General features: G+C 65.2%; 23 protein-coding genes. 16 read left to right on the top strand and 7 right to left on the bottom strand.

Annotated elements, in window-relative coordinates; translation table 11 throughout:
- Positions 1 to 27 precede the first annotated feature (27 nt).
- Positions 28 to 1,188, top strand: coding sequence for an acyl-CoA dehydrogenase family protein (locus AC0KTM_RS07155; protein WP_238957703.1), 1,161 nt, complete (start codon positions 28 to 30; stop codon positions 1,186 to 1,188).
- Here the strand turns inward: AC0KTM_RS07155 and AC0KTM_RS07150 are convergent.
- The gene (locus AC0KTM_RS07150; RefSeq protein ID WP_225327041.1) at positions 1,177 to 1,974 is read right to left on the bottom strand and encodes a TetR/AcrR family transcriptional regulator; all 798 of its coding nucleotides are present in this window, start codon (positions 1,972 to 1,974) and stop codon (positions 1,177 to 1,179) included. The genes AC0KTM_RS07155 and AC0KTM_RS07150 overlap by 12 nt on opposite strands.
- Before the next feature lie 289 nt (positions 1,975 to 2,263).
- Here AC0KTM_RS07150 and AC0KTM_RS07145 point away from each other — a divergent pair, with 289 nt between their 5' ends.
- Positions 2,264 to 3,451 carry an amidohydrolase family protein gene (locus AC0KTM_RS07145; protein WP_225326964.1) on the top strand — a complete coding sequence of 396 codons (1,188 nt, stop codon included), beginning with the start codon at positions 2,264 to 2,266 and terminating at the stop codon, positions 3,449 to 3,451.
- A 16-nt stretch (positions 3,452 to 3,467) separates the two neighbouring features.
- Here AC0KTM_RS07145 and AC0KTM_RS07140 read toward each other — a convergent pair whose 3' ends face one another.
- From AC0KTM_RS07140 to AC0KTM_RS07125, 4 genes are read right to left on the bottom strand one after another with little or no spacing between them, the layout of a single operon-like run.
- On the bottom strand, positions 3,468 to 4,295 hold the full coding sequence (locus tag AC0KTM_RS07140) for an enoyl-CoA hydratase/isomerase family protein (protein WP_238957702.1): 828 nt from the start codon (positions 4,293 to 4,295) through the stop codon (positions 3,468 to 3,470).
- Between the two features lie 41 nt (positions 4,296 to 4,336).
- On the bottom strand, positions 4,337 to 5,416 hold the full coding sequence (locus AC0KTM_RS07135; protein WP_238957701.1) for a hydroxyacid dehydrogenase: 1,080 nt from the start codon (positions 5,414 to 5,416) through the stop codon (positions 4,337 to 4,339).
- A gap of 16 nt (positions 5,417 to 5,432) precedes the next feature.
- Positions 5,433 to 6,548: a TauD/TfdA family dioxygenase gene (locus tag AC0KTM_RS07130; RefSeq protein WP_225326967.1), complete on the bottom strand. Its 1,116-nt coding sequence runs from the start codon at positions 6,546 to 6,548 to the stop codon at positions 5,433 to 5,435.
- 41 nt (positions 6,549 to 6,589) lie between these two features.
- A complete protein-coding gene (locus AC0KTM_RS07125) occupies positions 6,590 to 7,441 on the bottom strand; it encodes an HpcH/HpaI aldolase family protein (RefSeq protein ID WP_238957700.1) in 852 nt (283 codons plus the stop codon).
- Positions 7,442 to 7,476: 35 nt separating this feature from the next.
- On the opposite strand from AC0KTM_RS07125, the gene AC0KTM_RS07120 reads away from it, so the two are divergent.
- Together AC0KTM_RS07120 and AC0KTM_RS07115 are read left to right on the top strand one after the other, a co-directional pair.
- Complete coding sequence (locus AC0KTM_RS07120; RefSeq protein WP_225326969.1) at positions 7,477 to 8,622, top strand: acetyl-CoA acetyltransferase; 1,146 nt, start codon at positions 7,477 to 7,479, stop codon at positions 8,620 to 8,622.
- Positions 8,622 to 9,026 carry a Zn-ribbon domain-containing OB-fold protein gene (locus AC0KTM_RS07115; protein ID WP_225326970.1) on the top strand — a complete coding sequence of 135 codons (405 nt, stop codon included), beginning with the start codon at positions 8,622 to 8,624 and terminating at the stop codon, positions 9,024 to 9,026. The genes AC0KTM_RS07120 and AC0KTM_RS07115 overlap by 1 nt, the downstream gene beginning before the upstream one ends.
- 18 nt (positions 9,027 to 9,044) lie before the next feature.
- On the opposite strand, the gene AC0KTM_RS07110 is transcribed toward AC0KTM_RS07115, so the two are convergent.
- Positions 9,045 to 10,562 (bottom strand): class I adenylate-forming enzyme family protein, encoded by a 1,518-nt coding sequence (locus AC0KTM_RS07110; protein WP_238958021.1) that lies wholly within the window; start codon positions 10,560 to 10,562, stop codon positions 9,045 to 9,047.
- A gap of 116 nt (positions 10,563 to 10,678) precedes the next feature.
- Between AC0KTM_RS07110 and AC0KTM_RS07105 the strand changes: the two genes are divergently transcribed.
- Entirely contained in the window at positions 10,679 to 11,545 is an 867-nt protein-coding gene (locus AC0KTM_RS07105) for an SDR family NAD(P)-dependent oxidoreductase (protein WP_225326971.1), read from the top strand.
- 11 nt (positions 11,546 to 11,556) lie between these two features.
- On the opposite strand, the gene AC0KTM_RS07100 is transcribed toward AC0KTM_RS07105, so the two are convergent.
- The gene (locus tag AC0KTM_RS07100) at positions 11,557 to 12,390 is read right to left on the bottom strand and encodes an enoyl-CoA hydratase/isomerase family protein (protein ID WP_308193097.1); all 834 of its coding nucleotides are present in this window, start codon (positions 12,388 to 12,390) and stop codon (positions 11,557 to 11,559) included.
- 89 nt (positions 12,391 to 12,479) lie between these two features.
- On the opposite strand from AC0KTM_RS07100, the gene AC0KTM_RS07095 reads away from it, so the two are divergent.
- The 11 genes from AC0KTM_RS07095 to AC0KTM_RS07045 all read left to right on the top strand — a co-directional run bounded on the left by AC0KTM_RS07095 (position 12,480) and on the right by AC0KTM_RS07045 (position 22,968).
- A complete protein-coding gene (locus tag AC0KTM_RS07095) occupies positions 12,480 to 13,730 on the top strand; it encodes a hotdog family protein (RefSeq protein WP_238957698.1) in 1,251 nt (416 codons plus the stop codon).
- 4 nt (positions 13,731 to 13,734) lie between these two features.
- Positions 13,735 to 14,541 carry an enoyl-CoA hydratase/isomerase family protein gene (locus tag AC0KTM_RS07090; protein ID WP_238957697.1) on the top strand — a complete coding sequence of 269 codons (807 nt, stop codon included), beginning with the start codon at positions 13,735 to 13,737 and terminating at the stop codon, positions 14,539 to 14,541.
- Positions 14,542 to 14,554: 13 nt separating this feature from the next.
- Positions 14,555 to 15,814, top strand: a complete 1,260-nt coding sequence (locus AC0KTM_RS07085) for an acyl-CoA dehydrogenase family protein (protein ID WP_238957696.1) — start codon at positions 14,555 to 14,557, stop codon at positions 15,812 to 15,814.
- Positions 15,811 to 16,626 (top strand): enoyl-CoA hydratase/isomerase family protein, encoded by an 816-nt coding sequence (locus AC0KTM_RS07080; protein ID WP_225326976.1) that lies wholly within the window; start codon positions 15,811 to 15,813, stop codon positions 16,624 to 16,626. The genes AC0KTM_RS07085 and AC0KTM_RS07080 overlap by 4 nt, the downstream gene beginning before the upstream one ends.
- The gene (locus AC0KTM_RS07075) at positions 16,623 to 17,423 is read left to right on the top strand and encodes an enoyl-CoA hydratase/isomerase family protein (RefSeq protein WP_238957695.1); all 801 of its coding nucleotides are present in this window, start codon (positions 16,623 to 16,625) and stop codon (positions 17,421 to 17,423) included. The genes AC0KTM_RS07080 and AC0KTM_RS07075 overlap by 4 nt, the downstream gene beginning before the upstream one ends.
- Entirely contained in the window at positions 17,420 to 18,892 is a 1,473-nt protein-coding gene (locus AC0KTM_RS07070; RefSeq protein WP_225326978.1) for a class I adenylate-forming enzyme family protein, read from the top strand. Before AC0KTM_RS07075 ends, AC0KTM_RS07070 begins: the two co-directional genes overlap by 4 nt.
- Before the next feature lie 365 nt (positions 18,893 to 19,257).
- Positions 19,258 to 19,917, top strand: a complete 660-nt coding sequence (locus AC0KTM_RS07065) for a hypothetical protein (RefSeq protein ID WP_225327043.1) — start codon at positions 19,258 to 19,260, stop codon at positions 19,915 to 19,917.
- Positions 19,918 to 19,951: 34 nt separating this feature from the next.
- Positions 19,952 to 20,356 carry a hypothetical protein gene (locus tag AC0KTM_RS07060; protein ID WP_238958020.1) on the top strand — a complete coding sequence of 135 codons (405 nt, stop codon included), beginning with the start codon at positions 19,952 to 19,954 and terminating at the stop codon, positions 20,354 to 20,356.
- 1 nt (position 20,357) lies between these two features.
- Positions 20,358 to 20,963, top strand: a complete 606-nt coding sequence (locus tag AC0KTM_RS07055; protein WP_308193096.1) for an SDR family oxidoreductase — start codon at positions 20,358 to 20,360, stop codon at positions 20,961 to 20,963.
- On the top strand, positions 20,960 to 21,718 hold the full coding sequence (locus AC0KTM_RS07050; protein WP_472415265.1) for an SDR family NAD(P)-dependent oxidoreductase: 759 nt from the start codon (positions 20,960 to 20,962) through the stop codon (positions 21,716 to 21,718). The genes AC0KTM_RS07055 and AC0KTM_RS07050 overlap by 4 nt, the downstream gene beginning before the upstream one ends.
- A gap of 65 nt (positions 21,719 to 21,783) precedes the next feature.
- Positions 21,784 to 22,968, top strand: coding sequence for an amidohydrolase family protein (locus tag AC0KTM_RS07045; protein ID WP_238957692.1), 1,185 nt, complete (start codon positions 21,784 to 21,786; stop codon positions 22,966 to 22,968).
- Positions 22,969 to 22,976: the final 8 nt, after the last annotated feature.

The raw sequence follows: 22,976 nt of genomic DNA, 5'->3' as shown, positions 1-22,976 counted from the left end.
CGTGCCACGACAGATTGGCGTGCAGACATGCACTTTCAGCTCGATGCAGAGACCGCGACCTACCGCGACGGGATCCGCGCTTACCTTCAGGACGTGTTGTCCCCCGAATTCGAGGAACGCATCTACCGCAGCGGCGTCGCACACGACGACGAGTTCGCCAAAAGCCTCGTCGACAAGGGCTATTTCGCTCCGGCCTGGCCCGTCGAGTTCGGCGGACAGAGCCGCAACGCATGGGACGACCAGGTCGTCAAAGAGGAACTGATGCGTTTTGACGCGCCGGTCTACCTCTCCGAGACAACCAGGATGGTGGCGGCGATCATCCGCGACATCGGCACCCCCTTCCTGAAGGACCGAATCCTGGCCGGTGCGATCAACGGCGAGATCACCATCGCCCTCGGCTTCACCGAGCCGGAATGCGGATCGGATGTCGCGGCGGCCGCCACCCGCGCCGTGCGCGACGGTGACGAGTGGGTGATCAACGGCTCCAAGATGTTCACCACCAACGGTCACCTCGCCGACTTCGTGTTCCTGCTCGCGCGCACCAACCCGGATAAGCCCAAACACCAGGGCCTGACGATGTTTCTGGTGCCGGGCGACGCCGATGGCTTTGCGGCGCAAGCCGTGTGGACCCTTTCCGGGGAACGCACCAACATCACCTTCTACAGCGACGTCCGCATCGGCGACGAGTGGCGCATCGGCGATGTCGATGGTGGCTGGGAGGTGCTCGGCCTGTCCCTGCGGGACGAGCACGCATCCGGTTGGGGCCCGCACCTGATCCGGCTGCTGCACCACGCCGAGCATTGGGCAACCACCAGCCGCTCCGACGATGGCTCACTACCGATCACCGATACCGACGTCCGGCGCCGACTCGCCCGCGTCGCGATGGAGGCCGAGGTGTCAATCCTGTTGCAGCGGCGGTGCGTGTGGATGCTCGAGCAGGGCGACATACCGGTGGCCGAGGGGCCGATGTCCAAGGTGTTCAGCACCGAGGCGCTCGAACGCGCCAGCCAGGACGTCGTTGAACTCGTCGGCGCGGACGGCTTGCGCAGCTACCTCGAACCGACCGCTCCCGAACACGGCAGGTTTGACCACTCCCTGCGATTCTCATTGGGCACGACCATCTATGCGGGCACCAGCGAGATCCAGCGCACCATCATCGCCCAGCGTGGGCTCGGCCTACCCCGTTAGTTTCTTCGGCCGTCCGGCCCGACCAGCCGACGCCGCACGCGAGACTGCCTTGCGTGCGGGCTTGGCTTTGACGTCGGAGGCGGGCGGCGTGACGGCCTGTTTGCACCACGCCCACAGTTGGTCCTCCGTCAGCTTGGAACCCTTGCCGCCCAGATGGAAAACCCCAATCTGAGCGAGCGCCGTCAGCGTGGTGTTCAGCAACGTGGTCAGCTGCGCGGGGGTCAGATCCGTGCGTACCAGTCCGGCCCGAGCACACGACGTGAGGATCTTCGTCAGCAGCTTCAGGTGCGGCTCCCACACCTTTGCGAAGTCGTCCGGCCGCTCGATCTCCAGGCTCAGGTTGTAGATCGTCATGACCCGGCCCCCGACGGCTTCCGACGACTCCGCGCGCGACAGGACACCCCGGCAGAAGGCCTCGAGTTGTTCCATCGGACCGTCGGCCGCTGCGACATCGTGGCGAATGTCCTCGGTGAACTGACTCGTGACGTTCTCGTAGAGCGCCAACATGAGTTCTTCTTTACCGGCGAAGTGTTGGTAGAACGCACGCAGGCTCAGATTCGACCTGTCGATGAGGGTCTGGATCGTGAAATCGGCCTTACCCGACTCCTCCACCAATTCGAGCGCGGTGGCCAGGAACCGCGAACTGCGAGCGAGAGCACGCGCTCTGGCAGAACTCAGACGGCGCTCGATCGTGCGTTGCTGCCACGAGCCGTGCAGCTCGACGTTGTTATCGACCAATTCCAAGCCGGTTTCGGGGTCGGGACCGGCGGGCTTCTTCGTAGGCATAATGGGGAAAGAATACGCGCCCGACGCGGAAAACGTGCGATCTACCTGCACGTGCATGTTGATTCTCACTGCGCGCAAGTGGTTGTTGCCGGCGTCAACGCGGGCCGGGAGGGCGGTGCTCACCTCGAACCCGGTGAGACTCCGATGTCACGGTGGGGGCCAACGGCAGTCTGGAGGCGCCCCGCCGCACGGGACACACCCCATGCGGTACCGTGGAAACGGTCATTCTCATTTTTGAATCAATGTGCCGCTCGTTGAAGTCGTGGGCCGCTCTCGAAGGAGTACAGCGTTGAGCGCAGATATCCTCATCGTCTCGCCGGACGACCATCTGGTGGAGCCGGCCGATTTGTGGACAAGTCGGCTGCCCGAGCGTTATCGCGACATCGGTCCGCGGATCGTTCGCACCCGTGGGCGCATGGATCCATCCGTCACGTCCGACGTGGCGTTCGTAGAGGACGACGAGGGCCGCGCCGCGGACATCTGGCACTACGAGGACGCGGTCATCCCGATCCCACTCATCAGCGCGGCCGCCGGCTATGAAATCGACGAACTCACCACCGACCCGATCACCTACGACGAGATGCGTCCCGGCTGCTACCGTCCCGCGGATCGGCTCGCGGACATGGACATTGCCGGCATCGAAGCTTCGGCCTGCTTCCCCAACACCCTCGTACGCTTTTGTGGCCAACGCTTCCTGTACGCCAAGGACAAGGAGCTCGCCAAGCTCTGCGTCGAGGCGTACAACGACTTTCAGATCGACGAGTGGGGCGGCAGCTCGAACGGCCGGCTGATCCCGCTTGGCATCATCCCGCTCTGGGACGTCGAGTTGGCCGCGCAGGAGGTCGAAAGGGTGGCCGCCCGTGGGATGCACGCGGTGTGCTTCTCCGAGCTGCCCTCTCGTCTCGACCTGCCGTCCATTCACAGCGGCTATTGGGACCCATTCTTCGCCGCGTGCGAGCGAAATCAGGTCGGGATCATGCTGCACATCGGGTCGAGTTCGTCGCTGACGAAGTCCTCTCCCGACGCTCCGCATGTCGTGACGAGCGCACTGATGGCCGTCAATTGCACGATCGCCATGGTCGACTGGCTGTTTTCGGGCAAGCTCATGCAGTTCCCCGACCTCAAGCTCGCGTTCGCCGAGGCGCAAGCGGGCTGGATCCCCTACTACCTGCAGCGTGTCGACGAGGTCTGGGAGGACCGGCGCGGGTGGGGCGGCATTCACCCGCTGCTGACCGAACCGCCGAGCAGCCAGGTACCCGGTCGAGTGTGGTTCTCCACCTTCGGCGATCCGGTCGCGTTCCGCATCCTGGATCTGGTCGGGCCGGACCAGCTCATGTTCGAGACCGATTACCCGCACAACGACACGAACTGGCCGCGGAGCCTCGAGGTCGCAAACAAGGCGACGGAGGGCCTGGATGAGGACACCAAACGAAAGGTACTGTCCACCAACGCAAAGAACTTCTTCGGGATGGTATAGCGCGCGGAGTCAAGCCCTACAGGGCCTTCCACCGCGGCTTGCGCTTCTCGAGGAAGGCGCGCGGCCCCTCGATGGCATCCTTGGTCAGTGCCACCTTCATCCGGTAATTCTCGGCAAGCAGTTCTGCCTCGTAGATGGGCATCGTCAGCCCCTTGCGCACGGCCATGCGTGAACCACGCACCGCCAGCGGCGCATTCGAATTCACGACGTCGGCGATCTCCCAGGCGCGCGCCATGAGCTCATCGTGCGCGACCACTTCGGTGAAGACGCCCAAGTCATAAGCGCGCTGCGCGTCGAGCTTCTCGTGCTTGCCCATCAGGATCAGCCGCATCGCCACGGGCAGCGGGAGTATGCGGGCGAGCCTGACCCCCTCGCGCCCGGAGGTCACGCCGATGCTGACATGCGGGTCCATCAACGTCGCGCGCTCGGACGCGATGGTGATGTCCGCCGTGGTCACGAGGTCCATTCCCGCACCGCAGGCGATGCCGTTCACCGCGCAGATGATCGGCTTGGTCATTTGGAGCCACGGCGGCGTCGCCTCCTGCGGTGCATCCCACTGCCGCATCGAACTGAGAATGGGCTCGCCCTGATTGTCGATCCCTGCCGCGTTCTCCATGTCGTGCCCGGCGGCTTTATTGACGTCCGCTCCGACGCACAACGCACGGCCGGCGCCCGTGATGATCACGGTCCAGATATCTTGCGAGCGTTCGATTTCCGCATAAGCCACGGCCAGTTCGGCGATCATCTCGTCGTTGATCGCGTTGAGCACCTCAGGACGGTTGAGGGTCACACAGGCGGTATGACCCCTGACCTCGACCTCGATCGTGTCGTAGCGTGTCGCCAAGTCAAGGCCCTTCTCTCGATCTCGTTGGGGAATCGTCGGTTTCACTCGGCAGCCGCGGTGACGCGCGTGGTCGGTTGAACACCGAGGATGTCGTGAAATCGTTCGCAATAGCGCGGCCAGACAGCCGGGTTCAGCAAGCGAGGCGGCATGCGGCCTTCGAAGATCGTCTGCCACTGGGTCGCGGTGGCGACGGCGATATCCCGCGCGGCCTCCACAGTGATGCCCGCGGTGTGCGGCGTGGCAATGACATTGTCGAGCTGCAGCAGCGGGTTGTCCTGCCGGGGCGGCTCCTCGTGGAACACATCGAGGCCCGCCCCGGCGATTCCACCGCTCACCAGCGCGTCGAGCAAGGCCGCCTCGTCATGGACGGGCCCGCGCGCCGTGGTGATGAAGAAGGCGGTCGGCTTCATCGCGGCGAATTGCGTTCTGCCGATGAGACCGTGGGTCTCGCTGGTCAGAGGGCATGTCACCTGCACGAAGTCCGACCGTTCGACGAGCTCGGCGAGCGTCACCCGTTGCACACCGCGAGTCCGGGCGGTCATCTCGTCGAGATAGGGATCGAAGGCCAGCACCTCCATGCCGAACGGCGCACACAACTCGACGAGGCGGCTTCCTATGGCACCGAGCCCGATGACACCGAGCGTCTTGCCGAACAGCTGACTGCCACGCAGGGTCAGCCGATCGCGAAGCGGACCGCTTCGTAGTGCCCGGTCGGAGACAGTGATCTTCTTGGCGAGGTCGAGCATGAATCCCAGGGCGTGCTCGGCCACCGCCTCCGCCCCCGGCCCAGAGTTGTTGCACACCGCTATCCCCGCGCGGGTGCACGCATCGACATCGATGACGTCATATCCGGCTCCCGCCGAACAGACGGCCAGCAGCGACCGGCAGCGCGCGATCAATGCCTCACCGGCCAGCCACTGCGCGCCGTCGGCAACGGAAGCAACGTCGGTTCGCGTGGCGACTTGGTAGCCGTGCGCGGACTCCAATGCCGCCCAGCCTGATTCGGCGGGCGCAGTCAGATCGAGTTTGACGATGTCGATGCCGGACAGTTCCAGGACGTCCGCCGCGGCGGGGTCAGTCCACCGCTCGACGACCAATCGCGGTCGTGGCGCGCCGGTCATCTCCGTCGCGCGCCTTTCATGGCCGCGCCTTGGGTTTGGCCTGGGCCGCCTTGAACATGTCGGCCAGCGCCGTGTCGACGTTGCGGTAATCGTTGCGCGCGATCGCGCCGTCGCGCCCGGGCACCACGTCGTATCCGAGCCGCAAATCCTTGTTTTCCATGTGGAAGTACTCACGACCGATAGGCAGCCGACGATCTTCGCGCGGGACCTCCATCCAGGCGCGCAGGAAGCAGCGGGCCTTCTTGGGGTCGTCGCTGCTGACGAAGTCCGATCGGGAGTGGCACATCGCGAAATTGTTGGCCACGGCCGCTTCCCCGGATTCCAAACGGAATTCGACCTGTTGGTCGACGAGTATGGTGCGGAGCAGCTCGACGGCCTCTTCTTGCTCTGGGGTGAATTCGCGCCCAAGCGTCTTCATGGCCGGCAAGATGCTGCTATAGGTGAAGTTGATGCAGATTCGCCCGTTGATCTGGGAGAAGACCGGAACGTTGTAGGGCGTGACATCGGGCTGGTCATCAGGCTGTTCGCTGCGTCGGTGGTGCGGGAAGCCTTCGTAGAGCACGTCGAGCAGGTCGGGGCGTTCGGCCAGGATTCGGTTGTGCGCGGCGGGGCCGCTGGCGAACTGGCTTTCGCCTCCTTGGGCCGCCGGGTAGACGCACAGCAGCGCGAGGATGTCGGCGGCGTCGTTGTGCATCGCGAGTTCGGCGCGGGACTTCGTGCCGCGAGCGGGTTGCACGCCGCCGGGCAGGATCTCTTCCTGAACGCGCACCATGCGGTGACCAAAGGAGTTGTTTGATACGAGATAGCCGAGATGCGTGCAGAACGCCCAGTAGATGCGCTCGAGGTCGTCAATCGAATGCTGCTCGACGGGAAAGCCGCGCACGCAGGCCAGACCCTTACCGAACATCAGGTCCCGGTAGAGCCGTTCCAGATCGTCGTCGAGGTCTGGGTGACGAGCGTCCTCTGGCGTGATGTCGTCGCGGTCCTTATTCGCGGTCTTGGCCAGGATCGATTCCAGCGCAGCCACATTCCGGGCGGACAGGTCGAAGGCGAAGTCTTCCTTACTCGTGAAGTCCGCGCCGGTCCACGCCATCGGGTCGGTGACGCGTTCGGTGTAGATGGCTGTCGGCATCCGGTCCTCCTGTTATGTTGGCATCGCTCGGCTACTCGGTGTCATTCATCACGCTCGTCGCGGTGGCTCTGCAGTCCGCGAAGCGCTTTCGCGCGTGTTGTGGCCGCCTCGGTCATCATCCCGATGTCGGTCCCGGCCGAGATGAATCGCAATCCGAGTCCCACGAATCGATTCAGCAGGTCAACCGACGTTATTCCGGCGATACCGAGCGCCACGCCGTGACTACGACAAGCCGCCGCGACCGATTCTACTGCACTTTGGAAATGATCATTCTCATACTGTCCGTGGATGCCCATTTCGGCGGTCAGATCGCTCGGCCCGATGAGAATCATGTCGACGCCGTCGACGGCGGCGATGGAGTCGGACGCTTCGACAGCTTCCGGGGTCTCGACCATCACGGCCACGACCGTGCGCCGTTCGAGCAGCTCCACCAATTGCGGCGCTGTTCGCGGTGTGTATCCCGTGACCGCGTTGGGACCCGAAATGGACCGGTTGCCGATCGGCGGAAATCGTGCGGCCTGCACGATTCCTTCGGCTTCTTCCTTCGAATTTACGTGTGGCACAATCACTCCCACCGCACCAGCATCCAGCACCCGTGCGATGAGGCTGGGATCGTGGGACGGCACCCGCACCAGGCTCGAGATCCCCGCCCCGAGCGCGCTCGCACAGAGCATCTGGGCAGTATCCAGGGATGTGGACGTGTGCTCGAGGTCGACGTAAACGGCGTCGTATCCACAGGCCGCCGCGATTGCCGGCACATCGGGCGTGCGTGAGTGCAGCAACGCCAGGCACAACACCAGCTCCTGTCCCCGCAGGGCATCGCGCAGCGCCGTCGTCATAGGCTCACGGTAGCGGACCGAGAATAACGTTTCCATATTATCGTCAACGCCCATTATCAGCGACGACGTCGATGTGATAACCATGAGCTATGCGATCGAACCGCGTCGCCATCGTGGGCGCAGCCCTGTCCGACTGCGGCCGAGTGCCCGACAAGACCGCGATGGCTCTGATGGCCCAGTCCTCGCGGCGGGCGGTCGCCGATGCCGGGCTCACGAAGGAGGATGTCGACGGTTTCGGTGGGCACGGAACGTTGCTTCCCCCCGTGGAAGTCAGCGAGTACCTCGGCCTGCGACCCACCTGGGTCGATGCGACCAACGTCGGCGGATCCTCCTGGGAAGTGATGGCCGGCCATGCCGCCGCCGCGATCGCGGCCGGCGAAATCGAGGTCGCTCTGTTGACCTACGGATCGACCGCGCGCTCCGACGTCAAGCGACAGCTGCGCGCGTCGGCTGCCGCGATGGGAACCGGCGGTGCCCTGCAATACGAGGCGCCCTACGGCCCCACGTTGATTGCCAAGTACGCCATGGCGGCTCGACGCCACATGATCGAATTCGGTACCACGGTCGATCAACTGGCCGAAGTCGCCGTCGCGGCCCACGAGTGGGCGGCCATGAACGACAACGCATTTGAACGAGACCGCATCACCGTTGCCGACGTCGCCGCCGCACCCCTGTTGGCCGACCCGTTCACCTCCAAGCATGTGTGCCTGCGCACCGACGGTGGCGGTGCCGTCGTGCTCGCCAGCGAGCGCGTAGCCAAGGATTGCGCGAAGGATCCGGTGTGGATTCTTGGCACGGCCGACGCGACGTCGCATGTCAGCATGGGCCAATGGCCCGATTTCACGACGTCGCCGGCGGCGCGCTCGGGTCCGCAAGCATTCGCGCGGGCGGGTGTCAGCCCGGCCGACATCGATGTGTGCCAGCTCTACGACTCCTTCACGTCCACCGTCCTGCTGACCGTGGAGGACCTCGGCTTCTGCGCCAACGGAGAAGGGGGCCCGTTCATAGAGTCCGGAGCACTTCGCCCGGGCGGGTCGCTGCCGACTAACACCGATGGCGGCGGCCTGGCGTCGTGTCACCCGGGTATGCGAGGAATGTTCCTCATGGTGGAGGCGGTGCGGCAGTTGCGCGGCGAATGCGGAGCGCGTCAGGTCGCCGATGCCAGGCTGGCATGCGTCCACGCGATGGGGGGCTTCTTCACCCACAGCGCCACAATGATTCTCGGGAGGCAGTAATGACGGCTCCTGATCGGCCCACGATCGACGCCGACGGTCAGGCGTGGTGGTCAGCCACGCAGGACCGCCGGCTGTTGGTGAACGCCTGCGGGTCCTGCGGTCAGAAATCGTTATACGCCCGGCCGTTCTGCCCGCATTGTTGGGCTGAGGACGTCGAGTTGGCGCCGGCAACCGGTCGCGCGCGGCTCTACACGTGGAGCGTCATCCACCACAATGCCGCACCTTTCGACGTGCGCACGCCGTACGTGCTGGCGATGGTGGATCTCGAGGAGGGACCGCGGCTGATGACAGTCGTGGAGAATTGCCGCGTCGAAGATCTGCGCGCCGACATGGAATTGGTGATCGCTTTCCGCGACGACGAAGACGGATTCGTCGTCCCCGTCTTCCGTCCTGCTGCGGGCTAGCTTCCGGCGGCGCGATTCTCATCCGGTAGTGGTGAGACGGTCGGCGAGCAGCCGCTGCCGCCCGGCCGACCGCGTGTCGAGCTTGGCGCGGTCGACTTTGCCGTTGGCGTTGAGGGGAAGCGGCTCGTCCCAGAAGACAAGTTCTTCGGGCAGCTTGTATTTCGGCAGGCCTTCCGCGGCGAGAGCCCGGATGATTTCGGCGAGCGAGATCTCGACGCCGGGTTCGAGCACGACTGCCATAGCCAATCGTTCACCGGTGGTGGGGTCGGAAACGGAATAGGCGGCACATTCGCGTATCCCACCTATCCTCGAGACGGCTTCCTCGACTTCGGCGGCCGGGATCTTCAGCCCGTTACGAATCACGATGTCCTTGATCCGGCCGACGATCCGAACCCGACCGTCGGCAACCTCCGCCACGTCGCCGGTGCGGAACCATTCGCCCTCGAACGCGTATTTGTCGTCCTCGGCATCGGTGTAACCGAGAAACGTGTGCGGGCCCTTGATGCAGCACTCGGTGGGATCGGCCTCGGATCCGACGCGCACGTCGACGCCGCCGAGCGCGACCCCGTCGTCGGCATGGCGGATGTCTCGGGGTTCGGTTCGCAGTCCGGACGTGCTGATCGGGGTCTCCGAAGACCCGTAGGCGCGCATGACAACGATGCCGAACTCGTCTTCGATGCGTTCGACGATCCGCCGGTCCAGCATCGTGCCGCCCAGGTACACCGCGCGTAATGGCACAACAGCGTCGCGCGCGACGGCCTGGTCCAGCATCCGGTCCAGCAGCCGGTCCGGGCCCCCGTACCAGGTGGCACCCGAGCTGACCAGGAGGTCGCAGGTCGCCGCCGGGTCCCAGCGATCCTCCAGAATCACTGGCGCCGCCAGCATCGGACCGATGAACAGCGCCTGCAACACCCCGGTGACCGACGCGAGCGGGCTGATCAAGAAGATCCGGTCGTCGGAACCCAGGCCCGCCGCCGCAATGTAATTCGCCGAAGCCTTGGCCAGCGTGCTCAGCGAGTGGATCACGCCCTTGGGCCGCGCGGTTGTGCCCGAGGTGTAAAGCACAAGGCACGGCTCATCGGCTGACCGCACCGACCGCGGCGGCTGGGCGGTGCCCGTTCGGCCACCGTCACCGATCCAATCGCAGTGGCCGGACAGTTCTGCCTCGGTGATCCTCGCCCAGTTCGGCGCTACGCCGAATCGTGCACCGGTGCGTGTGAGGATGTCGGCGATCTGCGTCGCTCCGGCACTACGCGGCACGAGCAGAACCACCGCATCGACCCGTAGCGCCGCGTGAACCGACACCACCGAGTCCACGTCGTTACCGACTACGACGACGACCGCGCCGCCCGGAGCCACGCCGGCATCGATCATCGCTCGAGCGGCCGAATCGATGCGCTTGTCCAGTTCCCCGTAGGTCAGTTCGGCGCCTCGATCCGCGACGGCAAGCCGCGCAGAGTGCCGCGCCGCGGTGGACCGCACCAGGTCAATCGGCTCCGCCGTCCAGTAGCCGGCCTCGCGGTAGCGGTGCCGCATTCCTTCGGCTCTGCGGCGCGCATGTCGTAGCAACTCAGTCGGGCCGGTCATGGGCCTCCTCCGAAGCCTCCGATGCAAATGGTTGTTCTCGATTAGGTAAATGTAACCTCTCACCCATGCATTCAATGTCTTTCGACAACCAGGTCGCCATCGTCACGGGGGCGGGCCGCGGACTGGGCCGCTGTCATGCACTCGAGCTCGCCCGGCGCGGCGCCCGGGTCGTGGTCAACGACCTGGGTAGTTCGGTGGACGGCAGCGGGGCGACGATATCGGCGGCCCAAGCAGTGGTCGACGAGATCACCGCCGCCGGGGGTACCGCGATCGCCAACGGTGACTCGGTGGCCACCGAGGAGGGCGGTGCGGCAATCGTGACCGCCGCGATGGACGCTTTCGGGCAGGTCGATGTGCTGGTGAACAACGCGGGGATTCTGCGCGACGCGGCGTTCAAGAACATGACCGCCGAGCAGGTCGACGCCGTTATTGCCGTGCACCTCTCCGGAGCATTCAACGTCACGCGGGCGGTGTGGCCGGTCATGCGGGCGCAGAATTACGGCAGAATCGTTCAGACGACCTCGGGCACCGGCCTTTTCGGCAATTTCGGTCAGGCCAACTATGGCGCCGCAAAGATGGGGCTGGTCGGCATGATGCACGTTCTCGCCATCGAAGGCGCCCGCAACGGCATCGCCATCAACGCCATCGCCCCCATCGCGCTGACCCGAATGACCGAGGACATCATGGGCGACGCCGGTAAGGCCATGCATCCCGAGCTTGTCACCCCCGTCGTGGTCTATCTGTGCCACCGGTCCTGCGACCGCACCGCGCACATCTACTCAGTTGGCGCCGGGAAAGTGTCGCGGGTATTCATCGGTGTCACCAAGGGAGTCGAGGACACGTCGCTGACGGCGGAGTCGGTGGCATCGTCGATCGACGAGATCGACGACTGCGCAACGTTCACCGTTCGCGGCGGCCCGACTGCACGCTGACCCACGGTAAGTCATCGACCCAGGAACTTGGGATTGCGGCGTTCGGCGAACGACGCGAGACCCTCTTGGAGGTCCGCCGTACCCGACACCACCTCCTGAGCCCACGCCTCCTGCTCGAATGCGCGGTGCCGATCGGACTCCGACGAGACCGACAACAGCCGCTTGGTCAGCGCCAGCATCACCGTCGGCCCCGCGGCCAAGCGCCCCGCGAGCTCCTCGGCGACGGCGTCGGTGTCGTCCGGTGCGGTCACCCGATTGACCAGTCCGAGCCTTTCGCAGGTGGCCGCGTCGACCGGCTCACCGAGCATCAGCAGTTCGGTCGCCTTGCGCAGGCCGACGATCCTCGTCAGGAGGTGGATGGCGCCGGAATCCGGCAGGATTCCGCGATGCACAAACGCCTCGACAAGCTTTGCTTCCGTTGACATCACGACCAGGTCGCACGCCAGAACCAGGCTCGCGCCCGCCCCCGCGGCCGTGCCCTTGACCGCCGCGATCACCGGCTTGTCACAGTCGAGAATGGACGCGACCAGCCGCTGCCAGCCCTGCTGAAGCATCCGCGCGATGTCACCCGGACGCTTTTGCACCGGCTCGACGGCGGCCCCGGCGCCCGCCGCTTGCGGTGCGAGGCCGGCCCCGGCGCAGAAGTGCCGAGTGCCGCTGGCGTTCAACAGCACCGCGCGGACGGCGGGGTTGTCGTTAGCCCGTAGGAAGGCTTCGGTTAGTGCGTCACGCGCGAACGGAGACAACGAGTTTCCCGTTTCCGGGCGATCTATGGTCACCCGCGCGACGCCGTCGGCGCCGATCGCACACACGATCCCGGATGCTTCTTCTGCCATCTCGTTCACCCCTGCGTTAACGGCGTTTCCGTTTTTCGGGTATCTTAATTTCCACCTTGTCCGGGCTACGACGCGGGCCACAACGAGGAGGCGATCCGATGGGGCAGACCGGCCTGATCACCGACGAGGGATTGGCCAGGTTGCGCGCTACCATCGGCATCGCCGTCCCGCACACGCAGCCGCCGCACTACTACCGCCCCAACGAAGACACGTTTCGTCACGTCGCCGAAAGCTACGGTGACGCCAACCCGTTATGGACCGATCCGGAATACGCAGCGAAGTCTGTATGGGGAGAGTCTGTGGCCCCACCTGCCCTCGTCGGCGGCGACACGCTGATCGGAGAGGACGAGGTCCCGGCGCTCTCCGACGAGGACCGCGCACTGACCAAGGGCGACCCACTTCGCGGGGTACATGCCTTCTACGCCTCGTCGGCTCGGGAATGGTGGGCCCCGCTGCGCGCCAACCACCGCGTGTTCAGGCGCAACGCCCTGGTGGCGGCGCTCGACAAGAGCAGCGACTTCGCCGAGCGTGCCATCCACGAGTGGTCCGCCCAGGTGTTTCGTGACGACGAGGGCACGATCTTGGGCGCGCAGTACCGCAACATGATTCGCACCGAACGCAGCAAGGCGCGCGGCCGCAAGAAGTACGACACCGTCGAGCTCAAGACGTGGACCGCGGACGAGATCGCCGAGCTCGACGAACGCTACGCGCGCGAAAGCCCGCGCGGCGCCGATCCGCGATGGTGGGAAGACGTCACCGAAGGCGACGATGTGGGGCCGTTGACGAAGGGGCCGTTGACGGTTACCGACATGGTCTGCTGGCACGTCGGCATGGGTACCGGCATGTATGGTGTGCGTCCGCTGAGACTCGCATGGCGCAACCGGCAGCGCATCCCCCGCTTCTACACCCCCAACGAATACGGTGTCCCCGATGCCCAGCAGCGGGTGCACTGGGACCCCGGCGCCGCGCGCAACGCGGGCAACCCCACCACGTTCGACTACGGGCGCATGCGCGAGACGTGGCTGATCCACCTGTGCACGGACTGGATGGGCGACGACGCCTGGCTGTGGAAGCTCGATTGCGAGTTCCGTCTGTTCAACTACGTTGGCGACGTCCACACCGTCACCGGTACCGTCGTCCGCAAGTACCTCGCCGACGGTGAACGCCCCGCCGTCGACCTCGAACTCGCGGCGACCAACCACCGCGGCCAGATCACCGCGCCGGGACACGCGACCATCCTGCTGCCCAGCCGCGACCGAGGGCCCGTGCGCCTGCCCGACCCGCCGGGCGGCGCGACGAACCTCGGCGAATTGCTGACCGCCGTGACGAAACAGTTCGCCGAGCGCTGAGCACATGAGTTACCGCAGTGTTCCTGGTCTTCTGGCCGAACAGCAGGGCCCGATCCTGCGGCTGACCCTCGACCGCGCCGACCGCCGCAACGCCGTGAACGACGTCATGCTCGATGCGATGATCGGACACCTGGCCGACGCGGGCATCGACGAGTCGGTGCGGGTCATCCGGATCGACGCCAACGGAGCGGACTTCTGCGCCGGCGCGGACTTGATCGCCAATAACGCGAAGTCCGAACGGAAACCACGCGTGGGCAGCACGCAGCGCCGGTTACCGAACAAGGCCAATCGGCTGATCCCGCTGATGCTTCAGACGCAGGTGCCGATTGTCGCCGTGGTCCGCGGTTGGGCGATCGGCCTGGGCTTTCACATCGCGCTGGCGTCAGACTTCTGCGTCGCCGCCGACGACGCCCGGTTCTGGGAACCCTTCATGGCGCGCGGTTTCACCCCCGACAGCGGCGCGGCCTGGTTGCTGCCACGGCTCATCGGATTGGTCCGCACCAGACAACTGCTGATGCTGGGACAGCAGATCACCGGAGCTACCGCGGCCGACTGGGGAATCATCCACGGTACCTGCGCGTCCGACGAATTACCGTCGCTCGCGGAGCAACTCGTCGGGCAACTCGGAGAAGCGCCCACGGTTTCTCTCGGGCTCACCAAGTGGTTGTTGCACAGCGGCAACGGGCTCGATCTTGACCGCCATCTGCAGAACGAGGCATTGGCGCTCGAATTATCCAGCCGTAGTGAGGATTTCAAGGAGGGCCTGGCCGCCTTCCGCGACAAGCGCGGCGCAGAGTTCAAGGGCCGCTGAAAAGGTTGAGATCATGACCCAACTACCGATCCGCCCGGGCACACCGGTCGATGATGCACTCGCGGTGGTACGGCAGTGGATCGATGCCGAGGTGCCCGCAGCATGGCGCTCGGCCGCGGCCGACGGGCCGGCGGCGCTGCGGGCCGTCCGCACCCCCGCCGACTACCGGCGGTGGTACCCGACATTCGCCAGGACGGGTCTGGTCGTGCCGACGTGGCTCCCCGAACACGGCGGCCTCGGCATCGACAACGACATGGCGCGCGCCATCGAGGGAGTACTTGCGCCGCTACGCCTCTCGCGGCTCAACCCACTGGGGCTCAACAACGCCGCAGCCGCTCTGTTCAGTCACGGGACAGAGGAGCAACGCCGGCGTTTCCTCCCACCGATCGTGCGCAACGAGGAGAAGTGGTGCCAGTTGTTCAGTGAGCCGGGCGCTGGCTCGGATCTCGCGTCGCTCGCCACCAAGGCCGTACGGGACGGCTCGGGCGAGGACGCAGACTGGGTGATCTCCGGCCAGAAGGTGTGGACCACATGGGCCGATGAGGCCGATTTCGCGATCCTGTTGGCGCGGACGGATCCCGACCAGCCCAAGCACAAGGGCATCACGTACTTCCTGCTTGACATGCACCAACCGGGCGTCGAGGTGCGACCGCTTCGCCAGATCACCGGCGAGGCCGAGTTCAACGAGGTCTTCCTCGACGAGGCGCGCGTGCCGGACGCCCAGCGGGTCGGCGACGTCAACGACGGCTGGCGCGTGAGTGCATCGACATTGTCCAGCGAGCGGCAGATGGTGTCGGGCTCGGGTTCGGGTGGCATGGGCCGCCTCGGTGGCTCGAGCGCCGAACGACTGATCACCCTCGCCAGGGAGACCGGGCGGTGGGCCGATCCGGTGGTCCGGAACAAGGTGATGCGCCTGTGGGCGCAGGAGCGGGTCCGTGGCTGGACCAATGATCGTGTGCGCGCCGCACTTTCGGCCGGACAGTCACCGGGCGCGGCGTCCTCGATTGGCAAGGTTCACCAGGCCACCATCAATCAGCAGATACAGGACCTGATGGTCGATCTGCTGGGTACGGCGGCGATTGCATGGCCCACCACCGACGATGATGATGCTCTGCCACGGGATGTGCAGGGCATGATGCGCAGCCTCGCCAACGGCACCGAGGGCGGCACCACCGACATCAACAAGAACATCCTCGGTGAACGCGTGCTCGGCTTGCCGAAGGAGCCCGATCCCTGGAAGGGCAAGCCCTGGAAGGACATTCCCCGTTCATGAGCGGCTATGAACGCTTGATCGTATCCAAGTCCGACGGGATCGGCTGGCTGATCCTCAACAGGCCCGACGCGGGCAACGCCTTCGACGCGCTGATGCTCGACGAGCTCGAGGCCGCCTGGGCCGACCTCGATACCGATCCGGAGGTCAACGTGATCGTCAACGCCGCCAACGGCAAGGCGTTCTGCACCGGGATGGACGTGGTCCAGGTCGCGCGGGACAAGGGGGCCATGCGACGGCACTCCCGCCGAACCAGGGACGCCGAGCTGAAGATCTCGTCTTGGCACTGCGGCGTGTGGAAACCGGTGATCGCCGCGGTCAACGGGGTGTGCGCGGGAGGGGGTCTACACCTTGTCGCGGACGCCGACATCGTCATCGCCGCCGAGCAGGCATCCTTCACCGACCCCCACGTCTCCATCGGGCAGGCCGTCGCGTACGAGGCAGTCACGCTGCTGCGCAAGTCGCCGATGGAGGCGGTGCTTCGAATGACGCTGGGGGGCAAGGGTGAACGCATCTCGGCGCGGCGCGCCTACCAGTTGGGCATTCTGTCCGAGGTGGTGCCGACCGATCAGCTCCGCGCAACCGCGGGCCGACTCGCAGCCGCGATCGCCACAAATTCGCCGACCGCGATGCGCACCACCAAGAAGGCGCTCTGGCACTCCTTGGAAGTCGGATTGACGCAGGCGCGACGCGATGCCGCCGAGGAGATCTGGCGGCTCCGCAATCACCTTGATCATGCCGAGGGTGTGCGGGCGTGGCGCGAGAAGCGTGCGCCGCGGTGGCAGCCGCTGCCGGACGTGGCGGAGGTTTCATGACATACCAGCGACTCATCGTCGAACGGCGCGGTCCCGTCGGATGGATCATCAATGACCGCCCTGACCGTCTCAATGCCTATGACGTCGTGATGCGCGAGGAATTCCCCAGGGCCTGGGCGGAATTGAATGCCGATCCCGACGTCCGCGTCATCGTGCACACGGGAAACGGTCGGGCGTTTCAGGTTGGCGCCGATGTCGAGGACCTCGACGGCGAGGCCGTGCAGCAATTTCAGGAGACCATGCGCACACTGGATCTGAAGCTGAGCGCCTGGCACTGCAATGTCGAGAAGCCGGTCATCACTGCCGTCAATGGGGTCTGCGCGGGCGGCGGACTGCACTGGGTGGCCGACGCCGACATCGTCATCGCGTCGTCGGATGCGACCTTCGTCGACCCCCACGTCTCCATCGGTCAGGTCAGCGCGCTCGAGACCATCGCACTGATGCGAAAGATGCCCGCCGAAGCCGTGTTACGAATGGCGCTCATCGGTAGTCACGAACGGCTCAGTGCCCAGCGCGCGTACGAACTCGGCATGATCAGCCAGGTGATCGACCCGCCCGACGAGCTGCTTGCCGCCGCCCAGGAGCTCGCCGAGAAGATCGCCAAGAACTCACCGGCGGCGATGCGCGCCACCAAGCGGGCGCTGTGGGGCGCACTCGAATACGGGCTCACCGACGCGTGCCGCGAAGGTGCGAAGCACCTGACGTCGATGTGGGGGCATCCGGACCAGAACGAGGGCCCCCTTGCCTTTGCGGACAAGCGAACTCCGAACTGGGCTCCCCTGGTGGCTGATTCGTGAGCCTGGCAATGCTGCTGGACGGTCTGCCTGAGGTCGCTGTGCACACGGTCGGCGCCACGGACAACCAAGTGTCGCGTGATGAGCTGTCGGCCAGCGCCGCGCGACTCGCCGAGCTGCTCGCCGAGTCCGGGCTGGCGACGGGACAGGTCGTCGCCGCGATGCTGCCCAACGACGCCACCACCGTCGCCGCGCTGTTCGGCACGTGGCGCGCCGGCGGCGTGTACACACCGCTGAACCCCAGGGCGGCCGATGCCGAGATCGTCACCCAGCTGGAAACGTTGCGCCCCGTCGCCATCATCACCACTCCCGCACTCGTACGGCGTTTCTCGACTTGTCACCTGCCCGTCATCACCGGAGAGGCGCTGTCGTGGACGAGGGTCGCATCGTCAGGTCACCGGGCCGACGCGCGGTCCTACGACGACGATGTGGCCCTGCTGCAGTTCACGTCCGGCACCACGGGACCGCCAAAGCCGGTGCCGCTTCGCCATACCACGGTCCTCGATCTGATCGACCGGCTGCTGGCCAAACTTCGCGGCACGAGACCTGCCTCCAAATCCGCTGCAGCCGAACCGAAGCGGTCCCCCATGCCGAATCTGGTGCCCTTGTCGTTATCGCTGTGGGCCGGCATATACCAGGTCTTGTTCGCCTTCCGCGCGGGCTCGGGTGTCGTGCTGATGGAGAGGTTCTCACCAACGGACTTCGCGGCTCTGGTCAAGCGACATCAGTTGCGGTCGACCGTATTACCACCCGCAGCGCTGACCATGGTTCTGCACGACGACTCGGTGGCCGACCTCTCGCCACTGAAGATCGTGCGGTCGATCACCGCTCCCCTGTCGCCCGTTCAGGCGCGCCGGTTCCGGGACAAGTTCGGGGTGATCGTGCTGAACTCCTACGGCCAGACCGAACTCGAGGGTGAGGTGGTGGGCTGGTCGGCCGCCGACGCCCGGGAGTGGGGCGAGACCAAACTGGGTTCGGTCGGCAGGCCACTGCCCGGCATCGACGTCACGATCGCCGACGACGAGGTGATGGTCCGCACGCCCACGACGGCCGCGCGGAAGATCGATCCGGCCTTCCTGGACCGGCTCACCGACGACGGCTGGTTCCACACCGGCGACCTCGGCTGGTTCGACGATGACGGTTTTCTGTGGCTCGATGGCCGAGTATCGGACATGATCAATCGTGGTGGCCTCAAAGTGTTTCCCGGCACGGTAGAGGACGTCCTCCTGGCCGCCGATGGTGTGCGCGAAGCCGCCGTCGTCGGCGTTCCCGACGAGCGGCTCGGGGAGGTGCCGTGGGCGTTCGTCGTCAGAGGCGATGAGTCGGTCTCCGAGGCCGGCCTCGTGTCGTGGTGTCGCGAGCGTCTGACGCCCTACCGTGTTCCGGTACGCATCGTGTTCGTCGAACAGCTGCCCCGCAACGATGTCGGCAAGGTGGTCAAGCGCGATCTCGCTGCGCTCGCGGACGTGTGACCCTGTCCCTCTAGTGCCTCCGCAGCGGAAACGACTGTTCTCATTTCTGAGAGTGATGTTAACGTTTGGTGGGAAGTCGTCGCTTCGGTAGGAGGGTCTCATGTGGCAGGAACTGGTCCGACTGGCTGTGACCTGGGCAGTGATGTGTGGGCTTGTCGCATTCTTCTACTGGATGCTGGCCAACATCGGTACCTTCTGATAGACGCGGAGACACAGTGGACGAGCAGGATCGACGACGCAAACGTGGATTGATCGCGTTCCAGGTCTTCATCTACGGAGTGCTGATCGCGATGTTCGCGATCCAGCTCCAGATGTATCTCACGAGGGATTGGTGATCAATGACGAGTCCAACCCGATCGCTCACCATGGACGAGCACGAGGCACACACGCGGGAGATCCAACGGCGCGCGGATCGATGGTGCATCGCCGGCACCGCACTCATGGGCACCCTCGTCCTCGGAGTCGTCGGCCTGCCCGTATTTTGCCGAGGCATCTATCTGTTGAGAAAGGCGCAGCGCGACGGGTTTTCGGTTCGGCCAATGATGGTCACGCTCATCGGATACGTCATCATCCTCGACGGTGCGATCAACAGCATCGGCTGGGCGCTCGACCTGTTCGCCAACCACGCCCTGATCACCCGCACCGTCTTCACCGCGTGGGGCAACTGGATCGACGCCGGCTATTTCTGGCATTACAACGAACTCTGGATCGGCGGTGCAGGCGCCCCAGGGGAAAAGGCGTGGGTGATGGTCTGCGTCCTGATCGTGTTCCCGATGCGGATCGCGGCCGCGATCGCGCTGCTGCAGATGAAACGTTGGGGACACCAGTGGACCATCGTGACGTGCTGGTTCGGCGTGGTCATCTGGACCGGCTACATCTTCAATATGACGATGTACGCCGACGTCCGCTATACGGGAGTCGGACTACCGGTTCTCGGGTGGTGGGCATTCAACATCTTCTACGTCACGCCGTTCCTCGCCATCCCGTACCTGCACACCGTCAACCGAGAGATCTTTTCCGACTAGCACCGAAGAAGGGACCGCCTTGTCTAATTCCACTGTGGAGACCGAGGATTCGGTCGAGCCGCTGCCGGTCGGAACCACCCCGACGTGGGCGCGAATGCACAAACGGCTCAAACGCGGGCTGTACGTCTGCCTGTTCGGGCTGGTCATCGAGGGCTCGTTGACCGTACCCGTGATGGCGGTCTGGTACGGCTGGCCAACCCTATCGCTGACCGAGATCTGCAGTGAGCTCATGAAGGTGCGCTTCTCCGACGACAATCTCCAATGCCAACAGCCCTATCCACTCGGCGGGCCCCCGTTCGGGGGAGCACCCGAAGCGGCCGGCCAGCACACCGCCCGCGACGACTGGGGCATCCAACCCAAACCCCGGTACGTACGTATCGGGTTCAGGGAGCTGGTGAAAATTCACGATGCCCGCCTAGCGCGCCAGCCGAGTCGATGACGTGGCGTCGTCCACAGTCGTCTTGGGCGCGGCCGACGGTCTGGCGCGCGAGCTGGCAGACGGACTCGACGGCATCGTCGCAGCACCCGGACGTGGACTGGCATCGGATATCACCGGAGCGGTCGTAGTCGTCGGTACCGATCCGACCCCGCGGCCGTCCGACGCGGCCGGCCTCAGTGGCGAGGAGTGGGATCACATCGTCGACGGGATGATGTGGCCCGCGCTCGCTGCGCTCCAGCGGGCACGGTCCGCGTTAGCACCCCACGGGGGACGAATCGTCGTTGTCGTGCCGACGATCGGCATGGCGGGTGCGGCCCGACTGGTGGCGTACACCACCGCGGTGGAAGGCATCCGGGCGATGGCGAAATCCGCTGCGCGGCAATGGCAGCCCGAAGGCGTGTCCGTCAACCTGGTCGCAGCCCCTCTGCGACTGTTCGCGCCCGAGATGGACTCTTTTACCGCGCACCTCACCGCGGCTGTGGTCCAAGACGATTCGACGCTTCTCCACACCGTCGTCGAGGCCGTGAAATTCCTCTTGCGGCCGGATATCAATCACCTCGTCGGCGAGACGATCGTCGCCGACGGAGGGGCGGTGATGCTGCCATGAGCCTGCACGGTCTGACCGCGCTGGTGACGGGTTCGGGCGCCGGGGTTGGCCGCGGCATCGCCATGGCTCTCGCCTCGGCCGGGGCGCACGTCGTCGTCGCCACCCGGTCCGAGACGGGATTGGCCGTCGCCGAGGAAATCACCGCGCGGGGCCACGGTGCGACGTGGGCACGATGCGATGTGACCGACGGTGACGCAGTGGCCGGCGCGATAGAGCTGTCCCTGACCACCACCGGGCGGCTCGATGCCGTGGTGCACAACGCCACGAGCAACGCCTCGAGCCAGCCGCACCAACTGGCTGATGTCGATCGTTCCGTTTGGGGCGACCACTACTCGGTGTCACTTCGTGGAGCGCACTTCTGCGCCGTTTCAGCATTTCCCGCGTTGAAGAAGCGGGGCGGCACCTTCCTCGTCATGACCTCACCCGCCGGCATCGAAGGCAGCGCGACCCTGCCGCTCTACGCCACAATGAAGGGCGCGTTGCGCGGTTTCGCCAAGAGCCTCGCGCGGGAATGGGCCCCTCACGGCATCACGGTGAATGTTGTTTCACCGCTGGCATATTCACCTGCGATGACCTTGGCGATAAGCGCCGAGCCGGCGATGGAGGAAAGGCTGGCACGCCGAATCCCGCTGGGACGCATCGGAGACCCCGAAAGCGATATCGGCTCAGCCGTGGCATACCTTATCGGTCCCGCCGCTCGCTACGTCACCGGGCAAACCCTCGGTGTCGACGGCGGCCATTTCATGAACCTCTGAGCCCGTTCGCTGCAGATACCAACGTTCGCTATGATTGAGAATCAATATTCTCACGCCTGCTGGAGGTGCTGGTGAGCGACGACAAAGCGTTCGAGGTCTGGGACGCCGACAACCACATGTACGAGACGATCGACGCCTACACGCGATATCTGCCGGAGAAATACTCCGAGGCGCTGAAATTCATCGACGTCAACGGGCGCAAGAAGTTGCAGATCTTGGGCACGGTCACGGAGTGCATCCCCAACCCGACATACGAGGTGATCCCCACACCCGGCGCCTGGTCCGATTACTTCCGGGGCATAAACCCAGAGGGCAAGACATTGCGGGAGCTCGCCGAACCGATCCGCTGCCCCGATGAGTTCCGGCGGCCCGACCTACGCCTGGCGCTGATGGACCGGCAGGGCGTCTACGGCGCCGTGATGTTCCCGACGACAGCGGGCATGCTCGAAGAAAGGACCAAATCCGACACCGAGCTCACCCACGCGGTCACGCATGCGTTCAATCGGTGGTTACTCGACGACTGGACATTCAACTACCAGGACCGGATCTTCCCCGTTCCTGCGATCTCGCTGAACGATCCCGCGCTGGGCGTGCAGGAACTCGAATGGTGCCTGAACAATGGCGCCCGGACGGTATTGATCCGGCCGGCGCCCGTTCCGCGCGAGGACGGCACGTCGCGGTCACCGGCGCTGCCGGAGTTCGACGATTTCTGGCGACTGGTCGAGAATTCGGGTATCTCGGTGCAGATGCACAACTCGGACTCCGGCTATGAGCGCTACGTCGACGACTGGGAGGAAGCTACGGAGTTCAACGGATTCGCGCTGAGCAAGCTGCGGGGTTTCATCTACGAGGAGAGCCGAAACATCTTCGACACTCTTGCGGCGTTCATCGCGCACGGGGTGTTCGAGCGCTTCCCCGGGGTACGCATCGGCGTGGTCGAGAACGGCGGCTCGTGGGCACACCGCCTGTTGGACGTGTTCGACCGCGTATACCGCAAGAGGCCATACGACTTCAGCGAGCATCCCTGCGATGTCTTCCGCAGACACGTGTGGATCAATCCGTTCCACGAGGAGGACATGTCGCACCTCGTCGACATCCTGGGTGCGGATCGGGTGATGTTCGGCTCGGACTACCCGCACCCCGAGGGGCTGGCCGAGCCCGCGGATTTCGTCAAGGAGCTCGAGGATCTTCCGGAGGACACCAGGGCACGAGTGATGGGCGGCAACCTCAAGGACCTCATCGGCATCTAGCCGGGCCC

The organism is Mycobacterium sp. NTMscope_Eco_3, from assembly GCF_976985685.1.
This window is presented reverse-complemented; position numbering and strand designations above follow the sequence as displayed.

What these genes read in the sequence shown, in the direction of transcription:
- AC0KTM_RS07155 (WP_238957703.1), top strand. Translation starts at nt 28, where the DNA reads ATGCACTTTCAGCTCGATGCAGAGACCGCGACCTACCGCGACGGGATC.
- AC0KTM_RS07150 (WP_225327041.1), bottom strand. Translation starts at nt 1,974, where the DNA reads ATGCCTACGAAGAAGCCCGCCGGTCCCGACCCCGAAACCGGCTTGGAA.
- AC0KTM_RS07135 (WP_238957701.1), bottom strand. Translation starts at nt 5,416, where the DNA reads ATGACCGGCGCGCCACGACCGCGATTGGTCGTCGAGCGGTGGACTGAC.
- AC0KTM_RS07130 (WP_225326967.1), bottom strand. Translation starts at nt 6,548, where the DNA reads ATGCCGACAGCCATCTACACCGAACGCGTCACCGACCCGATGGCGTGG.
- AC0KTM_RS07125 (WP_238957700.1), bottom strand. Translation starts at nt 7,441, where the DNA reads ATGGGCGTTGACGATAATATGGAAACGTTATTCTCGGTCCGCTACCGT.
- AC0KTM_RS07120 (WP_225326969.1), top strand. Translation starts at nt 7,477, where the DNA reads ATGCGATCGAACCGCGTCGCCATCGTGGGCGCAGCCCTGTCCGACTGC.
- AC0KTM_RS07115 (WP_225326970.1), top strand. Translation starts at nt 8,622, where the DNA reads ATGACGGCTCCTGATCGGCCCACGATCGACGCCGACGGTCAGGCGTGG.
- AC0KTM_RS07110 (WP_238958021.1), bottom strand. Translation starts at nt 10,562, where the DNA reads ATGCGGCACCGCTACCGCGAGGCCGGCTACTGGACGGCGGAGCCGATT.
- AC0KTM_RS07105 (WP_225326971.1), top strand. Translation starts at nt 10,679, where the DNA reads ATGCATTCAATGTCTTTCGACAACCAGGTCGCCATCGTCACGGGGGCG.
- AC0KTM_RS07095 (WP_238957698.1), top strand. Translation starts at nt 12,480, where the DNA reads ATGGGGCAGACCGGCCTGATCACCGACGAGGGATTGGCCAGGTTGCGC.
- AC0KTM_RS07090 (WP_238957697.1), top strand. Translation starts at nt 13,735, where the DNA reads ATGAGTTACCGCAGTGTTCCTGGTCTTCTGGCCGAACAGCAGGGCCCG.
- AC0KTM_RS07085 (WP_238957696.1), top strand. Translation starts at nt 14,555, where the DNA reads ATGACCCAACTACCGATCCGCCCGGGCACACCGGTCGATGATGCACTC.
- AC0KTM_RS07080 (WP_225326976.1), top strand. Translation starts at nt 15,811, where the DNA reads ATGAGCGGCTATGAACGCTTGATCGTATCCAAGTCCGACGGGATCGGC.
- AC0KTM_RS07075 (WP_238957695.1), top strand. Translation starts at nt 16,623, where the DNA reads ATGACATACCAGCGACTCATCGTCGAACGGCGCGGTCCCGTCGGATGG.
- AC0KTM_RS07065 (WP_225327043.1), top strand. Translation starts at nt 19,258, where the DNA reads ATGGACGAGCACGAGGCACACACGCGGGAGATCCAACGGCGCGCGGAT.
- AC0KTM_RS07050 (WP_472415265.1), top strand. Translation starts at nt 20,960, where the DNA reads ATGAGCCTGCACGGTCTGACCGCGCTGGTGACGGGTTCGGGCGCCGGG.